At 71.0% G+C, this 20,832-nt stretch carries 8 protein-coding genes; 6 read left to right on the top strand and 2 right to left on the bottom strand.

Annotated elements, in window-relative coordinates; translation table 11 throughout:
- The first annotated feature begins 292 nt into the window (after positions 1-292).
- From P7A99_RS00555 to P7A99_RS00535, 5 genes are all read left to right on the top strand, one after another.
- Positions 293-10,243, top strand: coding sequence for an Ig-like domain-containing protein (locus P7A99_RS00555; RefSeq protein WP_277792009.1), 9,951 nt, complete (start codon positions 293-295; stop codon positions 10,241-10,243).
- Complete coding sequence (locus tag P7A99_RS00550; protein ID WP_277792008.1) at positions 10,240-11,511, top strand: TolC family protein; 1,272 nt, start codon at positions 10,240-10,242, stop codon at positions 11,509-11,511. Before P7A99_RS00555 ends, P7A99_RS00550 begins: the two co-directional genes overlap by 4 nt.
- Complete coding sequence (locus P7A99_RS00545; RefSeq protein ID WP_277792007.1) at positions 11,508-13,637, top strand: type I secretion system permease/ATPase; 2,130 nt, start codon at positions 11,508-11,510, stop codon at positions 13,635-13,637. The genes P7A99_RS00550 and P7A99_RS00545 overlap by 4 nt, the downstream gene beginning before the upstream one ends.
- The gene (locus P7A99_RS00540; protein ID WP_277792006.1) at positions 13,630-14,823 is read left to right on the top strand and encodes an HlyD family efflux transporter periplasmic adaptor subunit; all 1,194 of its coding nucleotides are present in this window, start codon (positions 13,630-13,632) and stop codon (positions 14,821-14,823) included. Before P7A99_RS00545 ends, P7A99_RS00540 begins: the two co-directional genes overlap by 8 nt.
- 115 nt (positions 14,824-14,938) lie before the next feature.
- The gene (locus P7A99_RS00535) at positions 14,939-16,120 is read left to right on the top strand and encodes an alkaline phosphatase (RefSeq protein ID WP_277792005.1); all 1,182 of its coding nucleotides are present in this window, start codon (positions 14,939-14,941) and stop codon (positions 16,118-16,120) included.
- 43 nt (positions 16,121-16,163) lie between these two features.
- On the opposite strand, the gene P7A99_RS00530 is transcribed toward P7A99_RS00535, so the two are convergent.
- A complete protein-coding gene (locus tag P7A99_RS00530; protein WP_277792004.1) occupies positions 16,164-17,096 on the bottom strand; it encodes a FecR family protein in 933 nt (310 codons plus the stop codon).
- Positions 17,081-17,620, bottom strand: a complete 540-nt coding sequence (locus tag P7A99_RS00525; RefSeq protein WP_277792003.1) for an RNA polymerase sigma factor — start codon at positions 17,618-17,620, stop codon at positions 17,081-17,083. Before P7A99_RS00525 ends, P7A99_RS00530 begins: the two co-directional genes overlap by 16 nt.
- A gap of 215 nt (positions 17,621-17,835) precedes the next feature.
- On the opposite strand from P7A99_RS00525, the gene P7A99_RS00520 reads away from it, so the two are divergent.
- A complete protein-coding gene (locus P7A99_RS00520) occupies positions 17,836-20,832 on the top strand; it encodes a TonB-dependent receptor (RefSeq protein WP_277792002.1) in 2,997 nt (998 codons plus the stop codon).

Raw genomic sequence — 20,832 nt, 5'->3', positions numbered from 1 at the left:
GACGCCGCCATCTCTGATGTCAGCGCCGCCGATCAACTGAATAACGAGCTGTCGGCGAGTAAATCACCCTTACGTTGTGTTCGCAAACGCACTTAGTGCGGAAATGCTTTGCCCCGCACCGGAAAATGGCGGGTTTCGACATGCCGTGGATAGACCCCGATCGGGACAAAACGCGGTTTCGGGCTCCTCGGCTCCGACCGGATCGTTCCTCAGGGATTCTACCGAAGACGCACGGCGCCGCCGGCTACAATCCTGAATGGAAAGCAAGGCCGTGGAGGCGATTTGGTCCTCCGTGGACGCTGGTTCGGAGGAGGCCGCTTTGCAGGACGCCGCCATTCGCGAAACCCTTTCCGTCGAAGCCAAGCTGACCCGCGGCGACCTCCCGCCACGCCAGGCGCCGACATTGGATGCGAGCGGGGTGCTGGACGTTCGGACGGCCCAGCAGGTCTATCTCGACCTCGATGCTGCCCAGGTGAGCAGCGTTTACCGGGAGGGCGCGGATCTGGTCCTGGTCGGCCCCGACCGGACGGCGTTGCGCCTGCAGGGGTTCTTCTCGGGGGATACGCCGCGGCGCCTGTTCCTGGAAGGCGACAACAACCGACTGGCCGCGGTCGACACCGCCGCGGTGGCCTCCGAAGCGCCCGTGGCGCTGGTGACGACGCCGCTGACCGAGCTTTCGCCCTTCGTCAGTCTGACGCAAGCCGGCGGCGCGGCGATTGCCGGTTCTACGGCGGCGGGCGGCGGGATCGGCGCGGCCGGCGTTCTCGGCGGCGTCGCGGCTATCGGTGGACTGGCCGCGGCCGCGGCGGGCGGGGGCGGTGGAGGTGGCGGCGGTTCCCCCAGCCCGCCCCAACCGCCGGCGCCCGACACCACGGCGCCGGCGATTCCGGCCGGTCTGGCGGTGGATGCGCGCGGGACAACCCTGACGGGGCGGGGCGAAGCGGGGGCGACGGTGACGGTCCGCAACGGCGCGGGGACGGTGATCGGCACGGCGACCGTCGGCGCTGACGGGACCTTCTCGGTCGCGCTGCAGCCGGCCCAGGCCAACGGCGGTGCGTTGAGCGTGACGCTCGCCGACGCCGCCGGCAACGTGTCCGGCGCTGCGACCGTGACGGCGCCCGACATCACTGCGCCCGCCGCGTCGAGCGCCGTCGACGTCGCCGATGACGGCGGCAGCGTGAGCGGGCGCGGCGAGCCGGGCGCCGCGGTGACGGTGAGGGGAGCCGATGGCGCCGTGCTCGGTACGGGGACGGTCGATGGTTCGGGCGCGTTCCTGGTCGCCCTGTCCTCGCCTCTGACCAACGGCGAGACGGTGACGGTGACGCTGCGGGACGGCGCGGGCAACACCTCGGCGGCGACCACGGCTCAGGCTCCGGACACGACGCCCCCGGCCGTCGCGACCAACCTCGTCGTCAGCGGGGACGGCGCGAGCCTTTCAGGCGTCGGGGAACCGGGTGCGACCATCACCGTCACGGGTCCGGGCGGCGGGGTGATCGGCCAGGGAACGGTAGACGCGGACGGCGGCTTCACCGTGTTGCTGTCGCCGCCGCAGGTGGATGGCGAGAGCCTCGGCGTGGTGCAGACTGATCCGGCCGGCAACCCGTCCCCGGCCGTTACCGCGGCCGCGCCGGATCTGAACCCGCAGACCCCCGACAGCATGGCCTCGCCGACGGTCGTCGTCGCCGAGGCGGCCAACGGCGTCAGCGCCGCCGAGGTCGCCGACGGCATACAGGTGCGCGTGCTGCTGGCTCCGGACGTGCAGGAGGGCGACTATGTCACCCTGACCGTCGGGCCCCAGGCCTGGACCGCGACCGTCACGTCAGGCGCGGCGAATGTGGGCGTGCTGCAGTTCACGCTGCCGGCCATGCCCGACGGAAGCTATACGGCCACGGCGACGGTGTGGCGGGACGACGGCGACACGTCGGCCCCTTCCCAGGCGGTGACCTTCCTGGTCGACAGCGCCACGGCTGCTCCGACGATCGCCGCCGCGAACGGCGCGGTGATCACCGGCGCGGCCGAGGCCGGGGCGACGATCACGCTGCTGAACGCCGGCGGGGCGACCGTGGCCACGGTCAGGGCAGGCGCTGACGGAAGCTGGTCGGTGCCGGGGACTGTCGTGGCGGGCGGGCTCGACGGCTTCCAGGGAACGGTTCGCGCCACCGACGTTGCGGGCAATGCGGCGTCCTCGGCCATTGGGCCGGTCGACGGATCGATAGCCCGGCCGCTGATAACGGGGGCGAACGGCGCGGGCGTCAGCGGGGTGACCGAACCCGGCGCGACGGTGGTCCTGCTGACCGCGGCGGGCGCCGTGGCGGCCACGGTCACGGCCGGCCCGACCGGCGCCTGGAGCATCGCCGCGTCGCTGGTCGCCGGCGGGCTCGACGGTTTCGACGGAGCCGTCAGGGCGACCGACGCGGCGGGCAACACGGCGTCGACCAATGTCGGACCGATCGACGGTTCGATCCTGCTGTCGGTCAATATCGATCCCGTCACCGCCGACAACATCATCAACCTGGCCGAGGCCGCGGCGGGGGCGGTGACCGTTTCCGGCGCGGTTTTCGGCGAGTTCATCGCCGGAACGACCGTCACCCTGACCCTCTCGAACGGCGAGACGGCGACGGGCAGTCTCAACGCGAACGGAACCTGGGCGGTCTCCTTCAGCGGCGCGCAACTGTCCGGGGCGACCACCGTGACCGCACGCATCATCGCCACCGACCTGGCGGGCAACGCCGTCACGATCTCCGACACGCAAGTTTACGGCCTGGACCTGACACCGCCGCCGGCGCCGTTGATCACCAGCGCCAACAGCGCGGGCGTGTCGGGCACCGCCGAGCCGGGAGCGACGATCACCTTGCTCGATGCGGGGGGAACGCCGATCACCAGCGTCGCCACCGCGCCCGACGGCCGCTGGACCCTGCCGGCCGCTCTGGTTCCCGGCGGGCTCGACGGCTTCGCCGGTTCGGTGGTGGTGACCGATCCGCCCGGCAACCCGACCCGTATCCCGGTGGGACCCATCGACGGCTCGATCGCGGCCCCGGTGGTGACCGAAGCCAACGGCGTGCACATCAGCGGGACCGCAGAGGCGGGCGCGACCGTCACCCTGCTCGACGCGGACGGCCGGCCGGTCGCCACGGTGACGGCGGGCCCGAGCGGCGTCTGGACCGTGCAGGCCTCTTCGGTTCCCGCCGGTCTCGACGGCTTCACGGGCGCGGTGCGGGCGACGGATCCCGCGGGCAATGTCGCCATTGCGCCGCTGGGACCCGTCGACGGCGCTATCGCCGCGCCGGTCATACTGGCGGCCAATGGCGGCGGGATCAGCGGCGTGGCCGAACCCGGCGCCCAGGTCACCCTGCGCGATGCCGGCGGCGCCTCCCTGGCGACCGTCGCCGCCGGCCCCGACGGCGCCTTCAGCTTTCCCGCCGGCGCAGTCCCCGGAGGGCTGGACGGCTTCACCGGCTCGGTGACCGCCGTGGACGCGGCCGGTAACGCGGCGGCCGCGGCCGTCGGGCCGATCGACGGCCAGGTCCTGGTTTCCCTGTCGATTGACCCGCTGACCGCCGACAACACCATCAACGGGGCCGAAGCGCTGGGATCGGTGCTGATCAGTGGCCGCGCGATCGGCGAGTTCACCGCCGGCCAGACCGTGACCGTCACCCTGCCGGGGGGCGCCACCTTGACGGCCCCCCTGGCGGCGGACGGCTCGTTCAGCATCGCCGCGTCCGGAGCGACCCTGGCCGGAGCGTCCTTGATCTCTGTCAGCCTTTCGGTCACGGACGCGGGGGGCAACGCCGCGACGGTGACGTCGACGCGGACCTACGGTGTTGATCTCGACGGCCAGCAGCCCGTGATCACGCGGGCGAACGGCGTGGGTATCTCAGGGTTCGCCGAGACCGGCGCGCCCGTCGTCCTGCTGGACGGCTCGGGCGCCGTGATCGCCTCGACGGTGGCGGCCTTCGACGGCGCTTTCTCGTTCGCCGCGTCGGTCGTGCCCGGTGGCCTTGACGGCTTTGGCGGCGCCGTACGGTCGGTCGATCCGGCCGGCAATCCGGCGACTACGCTGGTCGGGCCGATCGACGGCTCCACGACGACCCCGGTCATCGTCACTGCGAACGGCGCGGCGATAGCCGGCACGGCCGAGGCCGGCGCAACGGTCTTGCTGCTGGGCGCCGGCGGGGTGACGGTCGCCACGGTCACGGCCGGCCCAGGCGGCGCCTGGACCATTCCCGCGGCGAGCGTCGGCGGGGGGCTGGACGGCTTCCTGGGCGTGGTCCGGGCAACCGACGGCGCGGGCAACTCCGCCACCGCTGGCGTCGGTCCGATCGACGGCGCCATCGCTACCCCTGTGGTCACCGGGGCCAACGGCCTGGGTATCGAGGGCACGGCCGAACCCGGCTCGACGGTGGTGCTGCGCGACGCGGGCGGCGCGACGGTGGCCACGGTCGTGACAGGGACGAACGGCGTCTGGGACATTCCTGCGAGCGCCGTGCCCGGCGGGCTCGACGGCTTCCAGGGGACGGTCACGGCGAGCGACGCGGCCGGAAACTCGGCCGCCGCCGCCGTCGGGCCGGTCGATGGCTCGGTGACGCTGTCGATCAATGTCGACTCCGTCACGGCCGACAACGCGGTCAACGCGGCCGAGGCTGCGACCGGGACGGTGACAGTCAGCGGCGCGGTATTCGGTGACTTCGTGGTCGGCGCGACGGTGACGGTGAGTCTCTCGACGGGCGTGGCTACGACGGCGGTGCTTGGTGCGGACGGACGCTGGTCGGCGGGCTTCGCCGGCTCGGCCCTGGCCGCTGCGACGAGCGTCACGGCGACGGTGTCGACGACCGACCAGGCCGGCAACGCCGCGGTCGTGTCGGACACCCAGGCCTATGCGGTCGACACCACGCCGCCCGCGGCTCCGGTGGTGATCACCGCCAACGGCGCGGGGCTGGGCGGCACGGCGACGGCGGGCTCGGTCATCACCTTGGTGGACGCCAACGGCGATCCGATGGCGACGGTCACCGCCGCCGGGGACGGGACCTGGACCATACCGGGCGTTTCCGTGCCGGGCGGGCTGGACGGCTTCACCGGCAGCGTGACGGCCGGCGATCCCGCAGGCAACACCGCGGCGACCCCGGTGGGGCCGATCGACGGCTCGACCCTCACGCCCGTGGTCGTCCAGGCCAACGAGCAGGGCCTGGCGGGCCTGGCCGAAGCGAACGCGGCTATCGTGCTGCTGGGGGCGGACGGCGCTCCTGTGCTGGGGGCGGGCGGCGTACCGGTGACGGCCGTCGCCGACGGCTCCGGGGCATGGTCCATACCCGCCTCGGCCTTGCAGGGGGGGATCGACGGCTTCACCGGATTGATCCGAGCTACCGACGCGGCAGGCAACACGGCCCTCGGAGCCGTGGGGCCTGTGGACGGCGACACGCCGGCTCCGGTCATCCTGGCGGCCAACGGAGCGGTGTTGTCGGGCCAGGGGGAGCCAGGGGCCACGATCGCGCTGCTGGACGTGGGCGGAGCAGCCGTCACCGACGGCCTGGGCGCGCCGATCACGGTTCTGGTGGCGGCGGACGGGTCGTGGACCATTCCGGCGGCGCTGCTGCCGGGCGGGCTGGACGGCTTCCAAGGACAGGTGCGGGCCATCGACACCGCCGGCAACACCGCGTCGACCCCGGTAGGACCCATAGATGGAACCATCAGCCTGACCCTGTCGGTCGATCCGGTCACCGCCGACAACGTGCTCAACGGCGCCGAGGCCGCCCAGGCCGCCGTGACGGTCAGCGGCGGGGCCATTGGAGAGTTCACGCCCGGTGACGTCGTGCGGGTGGAGCTGTCGACCGGCGTGTTCGCGACCACCACCCTTGCAGCGAACGGCGCCTGGTCGGTCACCTTCACCGGCGCGCAGCTGGCGGGCGCGACCGGCGTCACGGTTTCGGCTTCCGTCGAAGACAACGTCGGCAACACGGTGACCGTCAGCGACGTCCAGCCCTACACCGTGGATATTTCCACCACGGCTCCAGTGATCACCTCAGCGAACGGCGCGGGGATTTCCGGGACGGCCGAGGCCGGCGCCCTGATCACCCTGCGCGGTACCGGCGGCCAGGCCCTGGGCTCGGCGGTCGCCGATGGGACGGGGGTCTGGACGATGGCCGCCGCCGACATCCAGGCGGATCTGAACGGCCTTTCCGGTTCGCTGCAGGCGGTGGACGCGGCGGGCAATGTCGCCGTCACCCCCTTGGCCACGGTGGACGGCGTGCTGAACCTTGCGATCACCGTCGATCCGGTGACGGCCGACAACATCGTAAATCTGGCCGAGTCAGGCCTGGCGGGCGTGACGGTCACGGGTTCGGTGGCCGGCGAGCACCGGACGGGAGACACCGTCGTCGTCACCTTGGCCAATGGGCAGCAGCAGACGACGACCCTCGACGCCGCCGGCGCGTGGGCGGTCACTTTCGCCGGCGCCGATCTGGCGGTCTCTCAGGGGCTGTCGGTCGTGGTCACCAGCGCGGACGCCGCTGGCAATGCGGGTTCCGTCACGGTGCAGCACGGCTTCGCCGTCGACACCCAGCCGCCCGCGCCGCCGGTCGTGACCTCGGCCGGGGCCCTGGGCCTGAGCGGGACGGGCGAGCCGGGAGCGACCGTGCAGTTGCAGACCGGCGCCGGACAGCCAGTCGTGGGAAGCTCCGGTCAGCCGATCATCGCGACCGTGGCGGCCGGCGGCGGATGGACCATTCCGGCCTCGGCCTTCTTCGGCGGCGTGCCGCCCGGCTTCAGCGGCCAGGTGGTCGCCGTCGATCCGGCGGGTAATCCCTCGACCGCGACGGCCGTGCCGGCAATCGATCTGACGCCGCCCGACGGCTCGACGACCAGCGTGGCCATCGGCCCGATCGCGAGCGATGACATCGTCAACCAGGTGGAAGCCCAGGGAACGGTGACGGTGACGGGGTCGGTCAGCGGCGAGTTCCGGGCGGGCGACGTGGTGATCGTCACCGTGGGCGCCGCAACGGTCAACACGACGGTGGCGGCCAACGGCGCCTTCTCTGTCGGCGTGCCGGGCGCGGCCTTCGCGGCGGGCGGCCAGGTCCAGGCGGCCGTCCAGGCCAGCGATGCGGCCGGCAATGTGGGCGTGATCACCGGGGTGCGAGCCTATGGCGCCGACCTGATCGGACCCGGCGGAGCGGCGGGAACCCAGGCGCCCGGTCTGGCCATAGCCGCGGCGGCTGACGGGCTCGTCTCGCCCGGCGAGCTGTCGAGCGGCGTTTCGGCGACCGTGACCCTGACGCCATCGGCGATCGCGGGCGACACCGTCGTCCTGACCCTCTCGGGGGCCGGTGCGCCGCGCACGTTCAGCGTCACGCTTTCCGCGAGCGACGTCGCCGCCGGAACGGTGACCCTGCCGATGGGCTCAAGCCTCGTCGACGGCGCCTACAGCGCCTCGGCGGTGATCCGTGATGCGTCGGGCAACACCTCCGCGCCATCGGCCGTACTGGCCTTCCAGGTCGATGCGGTGGCGCTGGGCGTCGGCAGCCTGGCCTCGGGCGTCAGCGAGGCCGCGCTCGGCGTGCCGGCCACCGGGACCCTGGCCATAGCCGGGGCGACCGGGGCGGTGAGCGTCTCCTTGCAGGCGCCGGCCGGAACCTTCACCTCCCATGGCCAGCTCGTCACCTGGGCGACCGAGGCCGGCGGGGCGCTGGTGGGCTCCGCGGGCGGGCGGGCGGTGGCGCGGATCACGGTCAACGCCGCAGGCGCCTACAGCGTCGTGCTGCTGGACGCCCTCGACCACCCGACGACCGGGGCCGATATCCTGCAGCTGCCGATCGGCGTCACTGTCACAGACAGCACCGGCTCGTCGGCCGGGACCCTCCTGGTCACGGTGACGGACGGCACGCCCGCCCTTGCCGCGCCCGTGGTCCTGGCCCCGACGCAGCCTGCGGTGATCGTCGGAAGCCTGGTTCAAACACCGTCGGCGGACGGGGATCGTCTGGCCTCGGTGACGATCGACGGCCGCACCTTCACCTACAACACCACCAGCGGCGCGGTGGCCGTCACCGGCGCCGGCAGCACCATCGTCTCCTACGGCGTGGCCGGCGGCCGGCTCACGGCGACCACGGTGAGGGGCGAAACGGTCGTGGTCGATTTCGCGACGGGCGACTATCGCATCGATGTCACCGGCGTCGGCTCACGGCCAGCCACCCAGGCCGCTCCCACGGTGGCTCTGGGGGGCGGGCAGGGGCTGCTGGGTCTGATCGACGCCGATGTGCTGGGGCTCATACAGCTCGATGAGCAGCAGTTCTTCACCGCCTCTGACGTCGACAACGACATCTCCGAAGTGATCGTGCGCTACTCGGCGGCCGTCGGCCTGGGGCTCAAGACCTTCAGCTTCTCGGCCGCCCTCGCGGCCGAACTCGGACTGACCGTCACCCAGGCGAACACCTTCCTGCTGCCGGGGTCGTCGCAACTGACTATCAAGGCGACCAGCGGCGGGGCGATCGACAACCTGAAGCTCAACGAGTTTCTGGGCTCGATAACGATCAGCGGCGGGTTGTCGGGCCTGCTCGACCTCAACGTGGCCCAGACCCTGAGCATCCAGGCCCGCGACGTGGGCGGCCGGGTGACCATCGATTCCGAGAGCACCCTGGCTGATCTGGGCGTGGCGGCCGCGCTGCTGGGCGGCTCCCAGCCCAGCCAGATCCTGACCGGCGGCGCGGGCGTCGACACGATCACCGCCAGCGATGCGGGAAGCGGGGCGGCGCTCGATAACCGGCTCTATGGCTATGGAGGCGACGACACGCTGAACGCCGGCCTCGGCAACGACCTGCTGAGGGGCGGGGCCGGCGCCGACACGCTGAACGGCGGCGCGGGCAACGACCTGCTGATCGGCGGCACGGGCAACGACATCCTGACCGGCGGCGCGGGCCAGGACGTCTTTCGCTGGGAGGCGGGAGATCAAGGCGTTTCGGGAGGCGCCGCCGACGTGATCCGCGACTTCAACACCGCAAGCCTGACGCTCGGCGGCGACGTGCTGGACCTTTCCAGCCTGCTGCAAGGCGAGGGGAGGATCGGCGCCAGCGCAGGCAACCTTACCAACTACATCCACTTCCAGCAGACGGCGAACGGTACGCTGATCCACATAAGCACCTCAGGGGGCTTCGTCGGCGGCTTCGGCTCATCCACCTCGGGGACGGCCAACCAGACGATCCTGTTGCAGAACGTCGACCTGACGTCGGGCTTCACGTCTGACCAGGCGATCCTGGCCGACCTGCTGACCCGCGGAAAGCTGGTGGTCGACACCTCGACCGTGGACGGCTCCACGGCGTCGCCGACGCTGGTGGTCGGCGGTTCGGTTATCGACGGCGATGGCGACGGGGCTTCGACCACGGTGTCGATCAACGGATCAGGCGTGCAGCCCACGCCGCCGCTGGCCGGCAATGTCGCGCCTGCGGTCGAGCTACAGGCGCAGAACGTGCTGGGCCTCCTGGGCCTTGGCGCGCTGGGCCTGAACCTCAACAACCAGGACCTGCTGGCGGCCGACGCCAACGGCAATCTCAACCGCGTGGAGGTCGAGTACGCCCCGCTCGTGGCCGTGAACCTCAGCCCGCTGACCTTCGGCTTCGACGCCACCCTGGCGGCGAGCTACGGGTTGCAGGTCCAGGTGACCCGTTCGTCGGGCCTGCTGGGGATCGTCGCGCCCACCGCGCGGATCGTCATTACGGCGCTGGACGGCGGGATTCTCGACAATGTCGAGATCAACCGCTTCCTGGAGACGGTCCATCTTACCGACACGTCGGGCGGCTTGCTCAGCAGCAGCCTGCTCAGCGTGGACCTGCTGAATGCGATGACCATCACGGCGCACGACGCCCAGGGCCTGTCCAGCTCGGCGGCGCTTGGCAGCGTGCTGAACGTCAACCTGCTCAACAGCCTCGATGGCCCTGATCCCGTCGGCCTGGCGGCGCTCTCGGCCGACGAGCAGGTCGCGATGATCGGGTCTGCGCAATGGGGGGAGGGGGAGCTGATATCGCCGCCCGAGCCGTCGTACGACAGCGAAGCGACGGGTCTGCGCAGCCTGGACCCGGTGATGCTGGACACGTTCGTCGAAGACCGGTCGGCGCTGGTCATCGATTTCGGCGAAGACGACGCGCTCCTCGCGCCCGGCGTCTACCGAGGGGATGTGGGGGGCGTAGACACCCCCATGCCATACGGCCTGCATATCCCCGGCCAGACCCTCGAAGACCACCTCGCCTCGGCTCCCCTATGAAGCAGACCCGCCGGCGGGGAGGTGTTCATCTGGCCGTTTGCGTGATGTGCGGCGTCGTCCTGGTTCCCGCCGAAGGCTGGGCGATCTCGGTCGCGGAAGCAGTCAGGCTCGCCCTGACCCGCCAGCCTGAGGTCCAGGCCGCCGAGGCCGAGGTCGCCCAGGCCCGCGCCGACGTGTCGATAGCGCGGAACGGCTACCTGCCGTCCCTGAACGCCTCGACCGGGCCGGCCGGCGGCGGGGTCGAGTATGACGTGACGCTGTCCCAGACGCTCTACGATTTCGGGCAGGTCAGGAGTTCGGTCGCCGGCAAGCGGGCCGTGCTGGATCAGAAGCGCGCCAACCTGGGCGTGGTCCGCGACAACGCCGCCTTGCAGGTGGTGGAAGTCTATCTCGACATCGCCGATCGGCGGGTGGAACTGGTCGCGCTGGACGCGCACCTCGAGCGGCTGGGCGAATTGGCCGAGATGGCGCGGACGCGGGTGGAGGGGCGCTATGCCGACCAGGCCGAGGTGGCCCGGGTAAGGGTGGCGGTGGCCGGCGCGGAGGGCGAGCGCGCCCGGCTGCGGGGGGAACTGACCGACGCCATGGACCAGTTTCGCCTTCTGGTCGACGCGGCTCCCGACGGAATCCAGCTGCCGCCGCTTCCCGGATTCCTGGAGCCCCTGGCGGGCGGGCCGGGGCTGGAAGCGGCGATCATGGCCTCACCCCTCTATCAGCGCGCGGCGCTTGCGGTGCGCGCCGCCGACGCTGACGTCCGCCAGGCCAAGGCGGGGCGCTGGCCTCGTCTTGCCCTCGAGGGTTCGGTCGACCGACGGGAGATCGGCGGACGTCTGATCGAGGATCGCGCGGTCGCCCTGCGCCTGCGCCTCGGCGTCCAGGGACTGGCCGGCTTCGAACGACCCAAGCTCGAGGAGCAGCGGCGCCGAACGGCGGAGATGAACGCCGAAGGCGTGGCCCGCGATCTGCGGCGGGTCGTGGGGTCGCTTCGCGCGCTCGATGCGGCCCTGGCCGGCCGCATCGACGCCTTCGCCGACCAGTCTCAGGAGTCCGACAGGGTTCGCAGGGTCTATCGCGAACAGTTTCTCGTAGGCCGCAGGGAAATCCAGGACCTCGTGGTGATGGAAACCGAGCACGTCACGGCCGAGCGCCAGATCACGGAACTGACCATCGAGCGGTTCCGGCTGCGCTACAGGGCGGCGGCGCAATTGGGATTGCTGGCGGAGGCGCTGGCGCCTTCCGCAGCTGAAGCTGAAGAGGCCGCCCGATGACGGCCGTGAGCCTGAACATCTCGGCCCCGGCGCGCGATCCGCTGAGGGAGGGCCTCAGCCTGCTGGCTGCGATGCTCGGCCGGCCGGCCTCGGTCGCCCAGCTCGGCGACGGCTTGCCTCTGGAACGCGGCCGCCTGCCGCTGGCCGAGGTGCGCACCGCCATGCGCCGGGCGGGCCTTTCGGCGAGCGTGGCGCGGATGTCGATCGACGAGGCGCCGGCGTCCCTGCTGCCGGCGCTGGTGGTGCTACGTGGCGGCGAGACGCGCATCCTGGTCCGGGTCGACGAAGAGGCGGCGGTGCTGCTGGTTCCCGAGGCCGGCGGCGGCCAGGAGACCCTGCCGCGCCAGGCGCTGAAAGAGTTGCACGAAGGCGCCATCGTCTTCGCGCGGCCGATCTATCAGGGCGATGAGCGGGCGGGCGCCTACGCCAGGCAGCCGGGCCGGCACTGGCTGCACCCGGTGGTCGGCGAGGCGTGGCCAGCCTTCGTGGAGGTCGGGGTGGCGGCCGTCTTCGCCAATCTGCTGGCCATCGGCTCGTCGCTTTTCGCCATGCAGGTCTACGACCGGGTCGTGCCGACCTCCAACTTCCCGACCCTCTGGGTGCTGGCCGGCGGGGTAGTCCTGGCCATCGTCGCGGAGCTTGGCCTGCGGTTGCTGCGCGCGCATCTGCTGGACGTGACGGGAAAGGCCCTCGACCTGCGCCTGTCGTCCCTGCTGTTCGAGCGGGTGATGTCCATCCGTCTGTCGGCCAAGCCTGGCTCGACGGGGGCCTTCACCAACCAGGTGCGGGAATTCGAGACGGTTCGCGAGTTCTTCACCTCGTCGACGGTGGCGGCTATCAGCGACGCACCGTTCATTCTGGCCTTCCTGGCCGTCATCGCCTTGCTCGGCGGGCCGGTGGCCCTGGCCCCGGCGGCCGGAGTGCTGCTGATGCTGGCGCCGGCCTTTCTGCTGCAACGCAGGCTCGGCGCTCTGTCACGGGCCAATTTGCGTGAGGGGGCGGTCAAGCACGGGCTTCTGCTGGAGACCGTCGACAATCTGGAGGCGGTCAAGGCCGCACGGGCCGAAGGACGCAACCTGCGCCTCTGGAACCTGCTGTCGGCTCAGCTGGCCGATACGGGCGCGCAGAGCCGGTCGATCTCCGCCACGCTCGGTTACGCCTCCGCCGCCGTCCAGCAACTGGCCTATGTCGGCGCCGTGGTGATCGGCGTGTTCCAGATCGCCGCCGGCCACATGACGATGGGGGCCCTGGTGGCCTGCTCGCTGCTGGTGTCGCGCGCCATCTCGCCGACCGCGCAGTTCGGCGGGATCCTGGCCCGCTGGCAGCACATCAAGGTGGCGCTTGAGGGGCTGGACCAGCTGATGGCCGCGCCGATCGAGCGCCCGGCCGATCGTCATTTCACCCGCAAGCCCGAGGTCCGCGGGGCTTATCGCGTCGAGGGGCTGGAGGTTCGCCCCGCGCCGGACGCCCCCCCGATCCTCGTCCTGCCCTCGCTGAACATCCCGGCGGGTGAGCGGGTCGCGATTATCGGCGGCAACGGCGCGGGCAAGTCGACCCTGCTGCGGGCTCTGTCGGGGTTCGGCGATCCGACGGCGGGACGGATCCTGCTGGACGACGTCGGCCTGTCGCAGATCGAGCCTGCGGATCGCCGGCGAGCCATAGGCTACCTTCCGCAGGACGCGGCGCTGTTCCACGGGACCTTGCGCGAGAACCTGACCCTGGACGGAGAGCGCCGCGACGACGAAGAGCTGCTGAAGGCGCTCGACGCCGCCGGTCTGGGCGGGTTCGTGCGGGCCCACCCTCGGGGGCTGGACCTGCAGATCGCCGGCTCGCAGAGCGTTTCGGGCGGCCAGCGGCAGGCCATCGCCCTGGCGCGGCTGCTGCTGCAGGATCCGCGGGTGGTGCTGATGGACGAGCCGACCGCCGCCTACGACCAGGCCAATGAGCGGCGCGTCGTCGACTTCCTGCGCCGCTGGGCCGAGGGGCGGACCTTGGTCGTCGCCACCCATCGACGCGCGGTCCTCGACCTGACCCAGCGCGTGATCGCGCTTTCCGAGGGGCGGCTGGTCGGCGACGGGCCCAACGCCCCGTCGGGCGCTACGGCGGGAGGGCAGGTCCATGGCTGATGGGGCAGGGCCTGTGGAGCAGCGCCTGCGCCGCGAGCTGGCCGACGGACGCGACGGCTCGGCGCATCCGGCCGCGCGGCCCGTGCTGTGGGCCGGCGTCGGGCTGATCGCGCTGTTCGTCGCCTGGGCTTCGCTGGCCAAGATCGACGAGGTCTCGCGCGGCGAGGGCAAGATCATCCCCAGCAGCCGCCTTCAGGTGATCCAGAGCCTGGAAGGCGGGATCCTGCGCGAGCTGCTGGTCAGGGAGGGCGACATCGTCCAGGCGGGCCAGCCGCTGGCCCAGCTGGACGACAAGAGGTTCGCCGCCTCGACGATGGAGACCTCGGCCCAGGTCCTGGCCCTGACCGCGACCATCGCCCGGCTGGAAGCCGAGGTGCTGGGCGAGGGCGCCATCCGCTTTCCGCCCGCCATCCCCGCGGACGATCCGGTGATCGCCTCCGAACGTGCGCTGTTCGCGGCGCGCCGCCAGAACCTGAACGCCACCCTCGAGGCCCTGCGTGAGGAGACCGCCTACGCCCAACGCCAGCTGGCGATGGTGCAGCCCCTGGCGGCCAAGGGCGTGGTCAGCGAGGTCGAAGCCCTGCGGCTGGGCAAGGAGGTCGCGCAGTTGAAGGGGCGGCAGACCGAGGTGCGCAACACCTACATGCAGGAAGCCTATACCGAACTGGCGACCAAGAAGGCCGAGCTGGCCGCCCAGACCCAGATCTTCAACCAGCGACAGGACCAGCTGATGCGCACGCGTCTGGCGGCGCCGATGAAGGCGCGGGTCAACGACGTGCGGGTCAATACGCGAGGCGGCGTCGTCCAGCCGGGCGAGCCGATCATGGAGCTGACGCCGATCGATGATCAGCTGCTGGTCGAGGCCCGCTTCCTGCCGCGTGACGTCGCCTTCATCCGCCAGGGCATGCCGGCCCGGGTGAAGATCACCGCCTACGACTACACGGTCTATGGCGACCTGAAGGCGCAGGTGGAGCAGATCAGCGAGGACACGATCGAGGAGGACACCCCGCGCGGCAAGACGGCCTACTACAACGTCCTGGTCCGCACCGAGCGCAGCTATCTCGTCCGCGACGGCAAGGAGCTTCCGCTTCGGCCGGGGATGGTCGCCGAGGTCGACGTCCAGTCCGGACGCCGAAGCGTCCTGAGCTATCTTCTGCGGCCGCTGCTGAAGGCGCGGCTGAACTGACAGCCGGCCAGGCCGCGCGGCCTGCATTGTAATAGTCATTTCACACAAAACCCGGGGGGCTGCCGCTAGAAGCGCTGGTTTCGAAGGGCAGTTTCCGCCCTGGGAGATTCAAGACGTGCTGAAACGCTCTCTGGCCTGCGCCTCGCTGCTGTCGCTCTCGCTCTCGATGCTCGCTCCGGCGGCCTGGGCGCAGGCCCCGTCGCCCAAGCCGTCGGCGGCCGCCAAGGCGCAGCCGCGCGCCAAGAACGTCATCCTGTTCCTCGCCGACGCCGGCGGTGTTCCGTCGATCAACGCCGCCAGCCTTCTGGGCTATGGCGAGCCGCTGAAGCTGCACGTCCAGGCCTGGCCGAACCTCGGCCTAAGCGAGACCTCGCCCGTCGACCATTTCGTCTCTGACTCGGCCAACGGCATGTCGTCGATCATGACGGGCGTGAAGACGCGCAACGGGGTGATCAGCCAGTCGCCGGCGGCCGAGCGCGGCAAGCGCGACGGCCAGCCGACCAAGACCCTGCTGGAGTACGCCGAGCAGCACGGCCTGCGCACCGCCGTGGTCACCTCGGAGTCGATCGCCGACGCCACCCCCGCGGCGACCTACGCCCACTCGAACGACCGCAAGAAGTGGGGCGAGATCTTTCCCCAGGCCTTCGCGCCGCGCTTCGGCGACGGGGTCGACGTGCTGATCGGCGCCGGCCGCAAGGAGATCGGCGAGCAGATGGCCGCCGCGGGCGGCGGCTTTGATCAGCTGAGCAAGGCCCATAGCCGGCCGATCTACGCCCAACTCGACCAGGTCCCGGCGTCGAACGCCCGCCCGGTGGTCGTGAGCGACCATGTGGACGTGCGCGCCGCGACCCTGAAGGCCCTCGACCTGCTGCAGGCCTCGCCCAAGGGCTATCTGCTGGTAGTCGAATGGGACGCCCACACGGACGACGTCCGCAAGGGTCTTCAGAACGTCGTGGACTTCGACAAGTTGGTGGCCGAGATCCAGGGGCGGGTCGATCTGAACGACACCCTGATGCTGTTCACCGCCGACCACTCGTTCGGCCTGCAAGTGGACGACGGGCGCCGCGGCGAGCCGCTGCTGGAGGGCTACGACGCCTGGAAGGCGACCGGCAAGGACGACCACCTGGTTCGCCTGAAGAACGTCCAGATCAACCGCACCCACACCGCCGAGGAGGTCGCCGCGCTGGCGATCGGTCCAGGCGCTGAGGCCGTGCGGGGCTATTTCCCCAACACCCACCTCTTCAAGGTGATGATGGACGCCTTCGGCTGGACGCCGGATCCGGCGGTCAAGGACTGATCCGCCTCGGCCGGTTCCTGCATCTCGTGGCGGGAGCCGGCCGTCAGGATCGCCGCGAGAGGATCAGCGCGCCGTCGTCGGACCTGACCGACACGCCGTGCAGCCGAGCCATGGCCTTGGCGAACGCCGCGGTGTCGCCCGCCTCGAACACGCCGTCTATCTCGAGGCTTTCGAGCGCGGGCGTCCGGATGTGCAGGGGCGTGCGGCTGTAGCGGTTCATCTCGGCGCAAGCGACGGCGAGGGGGGTGCGGTTGAAGCTGACCCGCCCCTGACGCCAATCGTCGATCCGCCCGGCTTGGGCCGCGACGACCGGGTCCGTCTGTCCTTCGGGCGAGACCCGCACGGACTGGCCCGCGCGGAGCCGCGTAGCCGGATAGGCCTGCGGGCCGTTCGCCGGGCCCACTTCGACGCCGCCTTGCAGCAGAACGACCTCGGTGAAGCCGGCCTGGCGATAGACGTTGAAGCGCGTGCCGGTGACGCGGACGCGGGCGCCGTCGCTCAGCACGTCAAACGGCGCGCCCTGGTCGTGGGCTACGTCGAAGAACGCTTCGCCCCGTTCCAGCACGATCTGCCGCCGGCCGCCGCCGAAGCGCGCCGACAGGCGGGTGGCGGTATTGAGCGTTACCCGCGATCCATCGGGCAGGGCGAGCGTCCGTCGTTCGCCCACGGCGGTCTCGTAGACGACCGGCTGTCCGCGCCATACCAGCACGCCGCCCGCCGCCAAGCCTGCGGCGATCGCGCCGCCGGTGATCCAGGCGCGGCGGCTCACGAAGTGCTGGACGCTCGGCCGGGCCTCCTCGACGGCGAAGTCCTCGGCCTCGAGCTGCCCGAGCGCGTCCCAGACGTCCGCGATCTGGCCCACCTCCAGGCGTGGCGCGGCGTTACCGCCTTGCTCCTCGCCCAGGCGGGCGGCGACGAAGGCGTCGGCCTCGGCGTCCCGCGCGGGCGGGCGGAACGGGGTCACTTCTCGAACCATCCACAATCCTTGAGCCTGTGCCGGCAGCGGCCGAGCGCGTCGGCCAGCAGGCGCTGGGTCGTCCGCAGCGGGATGCGCTGCCGTTCGGCGATCTCGACCAATGTCAGTCCTTCTACCCGGTGCATCATCAGAACCATCCGCTGCTCGCGGGTCAGGGACGCGATGGCGCGGCGCAGCAGGTCGGCGTTCTGCTGCCAGCGAACCTCGTCGAACGGAGAGGGCGCATCGTGCGCTAGGTCGTCGGGAAGCTCGACGTGGCGGTCGCCGCCCCGGCCCAGCCGGCGTCGGCGCAGGTCGCGCACCACGCTGTCGGCGGTCTTGAACACATAGGTGGCGTTGAAGCTGGGAGGCGGCACGCCCGCCGCCAGGCGGGTCAGCCTTAGATAGATGTCCTGCAAGGCGTCCTCCACGTCGGGGCCGACGAGGAAGCGGCCGAGGTATCGGCGCAGGCGCGCGTCGAAGCGCTCGACAAGCTCGGCCATGATCTCGGCGGCCGGATCGGCAGGCTTGCGGGAAGCTGTCATCGATGGGGCGACGCCGTCAAACATCCGAACTCGCTCACGCCTCTAATCAAGAGACGCGGGCCTGTCGACAGGCCGCCAAATTAGTCGTGGCCGATGTCATCATTCCATTGCAGCCGCCCCCTAGAAGCCCCGCAGTCGCGGAGCTCTTTCACGGATCGTCTCAGATGGGCCGTGGCGGCCGTCACGCTTTTCTACGAGTTCTGGGCGGCGCGGCCGTGATCGCGGCCCTTCCGTCTTCGGCGGCCCAGGCCGCCGGCGCGGTCCAGAGTTTCGACGTTCCCGCCCAGTCCCTGGCTCTGGCCCTGCGCGAGCTGGCGCGGCAGGGGCGGGTCCAGGTCCTGTTCTCGGCCCAGAGTCTGGAGGGACGCCGGAGCCGCCCCGTTACCGGCCGGATCGAGGTCCGCAGCGCCTTCGACCTGGCGCTATCCGAGACCGGCTTCGAGGCGCGCCGGGTTGACGAGCGGACCTTCGTCATCATCGCGCGACCGCGTCCGCCCCAGCCTGTGAAGCCCCCCGCCGAGTCGTCGCCCGCCGAACTCGCGCCGGTGCTGGTTACCGGCGCGCGCTGGAAGACCGACGACGTCGAGCGCCGCATCGCGGCCGATCTGGCCGAGACCGCGCCGGTCCGTCGGCTGACGCGGGACGACATGGAGCGGGGTGCGGCGCAGAACCTGTCGGAAGCCCTGGGCGACCTGCCGGGCATGACGGTGATCAACACGGGGCGCTCCTTCATCGGCGGCATCGACTCCGCGTCGCGCGGCGAGGGGCTGTATGCGGCCTATCGGGGACTGAACGCCGAGTACAATCTCAGCATGATCAACGGCGTCTCGGTGGCCCAGGGCCTGCCTTACTCGCGCGGGATCCAGCTGAACCTGCTGCCCCCGGGGGCCTTCGAGACCGTGGTGGTGCACAAGACCGGTCGGGCCGACATGGACGGCGATTTCATCGGCGCGGCGCTGGACTTCCGCACACCTGGACCCGCGGACACCGCGCGGGCGCCGTGGACCGCGATCACCGTCGGCGGCCGGGTGGAAGCCCGTGCGCGTGACTACGGCAGGTCGGGCGTTGGCGACAGCGCCCGGATCGAGCATGGCCGCCGCTTCGGGGCCGGCGACCGGTTCGGCCTCTATGTGGCCGCCGCCTACGAGAACCGAGGCTTCGTCAATTCCGAATTGGCCGGGGTCATGGCCGCGCAGAACGACGGAGGCTGGGCCTACCGCGTGTCGAGCTCCGCGGCCGGCGGCCCGGTCGATCCAAGCCGCCCGCAGGACAACCTCGTCCAGACCAGCATGAATGTCGGAGTGTCCAGCGGAGGCAGCCGGCTGCGCAACTATGCCCTGGCGTTAGACTGGCGCGCGGCGCCGGGTTTCGACATCCGGCTGAGCGCGACCCATGCCCAGGCGCGGACCGAGCAGAACTCGACCTTCAGCCAGGTGGTCGGCGGACCGCAAAGCTGGATCGCAGACGGCGCGGGCCTCTACCGGCTGTCGGTGCGGGATCTGTCGACACGGGTCTGGTACGAGACCAATCCCGACGAGGTTTCGCTGTCGACCCTGAGCCTGGCCGCCGAGGCGGTTTCCGGCCGCTGGCGCCTGGCGCCCTATCTCTTCGCCAGTCATGGGCAAAGCGCGCGCCCGGATCACCTGGAGGCGTCGGCCTGGATCAATCAGGCCGATGGCTACAACATCGGACAGGCTCCCCGGGCGTTCGGCGGCGTGACGGTGACCTACCGCGACGGCCTGCCTGTCCCACTGTGGCCACAGAGCGTGTTCGCTGATCTCAACGCGGCAGGGCCGACCCTGCTGGCGCGCCGGGCCGGCCAGCGCACGGAGCAGTTCAGCGAGCAGCTGCGTTATGGCGCCGGTTTCGGCCTGACCTTCCTGCCGACACAGGGAAACTGGCGCAGCCTTCGGGTGGGCGCGAAGATCACCCGCAGCGATCGGGACCTGACCGACCGCAACTGGACCAACGCCTTCTTCGCCGACATCTACCAGACCGCCGGCCTGACCTGGGACGCGCTGGGGATTACGCGCGGAACCTACGCCCAGGTCTTTCCGGGCCTCTATGACTGGTCGATCCCCCGGGTCGATCACGACCGGCTGGAGGCGTTGTTCGAGGCCCATCGCACGGCCGAAAGCTTCGACAGCTGCGGCGCGCTCCACGTCAACAATCTCAACTGCAACAGCCAGTCGGGCAGCGAGACGGTGCAGGCTGTCTACGCCATGGCGACGCATGCCGCCGGGGCCTGGGAGATCCAGCTTGGCCTGCGGGGCGAGCGCACGCGGATCGACAACCGGTTCTGGGTCATGCCGGAAGTCACGGGCGGCGAAGCGCCGGGCGCCTGGGGCGCCAGCCGCAGCCGTTACGCCAAGCTTCTGCCCAGCCTGAACCTGTCCTACCGCCAGGGTGATCGCGGGATCTGGCGGGCGGCCGCCTGGCGCTCCTACAGCCGCCCGGCCTTCATGCAACTGGGCGGAGGGACGCGCACCGAAACGCTGGACGGGGTGACGACGATCACCCGTGGCAATCCGGATCTTGAGAGCGCAGACGCCTGGAACCTGGATCTGTCGCACCAGCGCTGGCTGCCGGGCGGCGGGGCCGTCAGCCTGTCGGCCTACGCCAAGCGGATCGACCACTACCTCTACGAAAGCGGCTCGGACCTGGACGTCGGCGCCACGCCCCAGGAGGACGGCGCCGTTCGCGTGCTCATGCCGCGAAATGGCGGCGATGGCGTGACACGGGGGCTGGAGGCCGAGTGGTTTCAGCCCCTGGGCGACCTCTTCGCCCTAGGCGGGCGGGCCAGCCTCGACGTCAATCTCAGCCGGCAATGGTCGAGGGTCGATCTTGGGGAAGCGCTCGGGCGGTCCCAGCCCATGCTGAATGCGCCGAACTGGCTGGGTAACGCCGAGCTCGCCTACAGCCGGGGCCGAGCTTCCGTCTATCTGAGCCTGAACTACACCGGCGCCTATCTGTCGGCCTATGATGTGCTGGGCGCGGCGGGCGACTGGGACAATCTGTGGGTCCGCCCCGCGGCGCGCCTGGACGCCCGTGTCCGGTGGCGGTTTGACGATCGCACGCGGCTGGACCTGATCATGACCAATCTCACTGGCGAGTACAGCTATTGGGCCCATGTCGGCCGCGACAGCACGGCCCTGTCCGACGTGGTGGACTCCGGCCGACGGGCGGTCGTCAGCCTGCGTTCGATTTTCTAG

This window comes from Caulobacter endophyticus, assembly GCF_029543245.1.
Lineage (GTDB): Bacteria > Pseudomonadota > Alphaproteobacteria > Caulobacterales > Caulobacteraceae > Caulobacter > Caulobacter endophyticus_A.
Note: the sequence above shows the minus strand (reverse complement) of the source record. Positions and strands in the feature narration are given on the sequence as shown.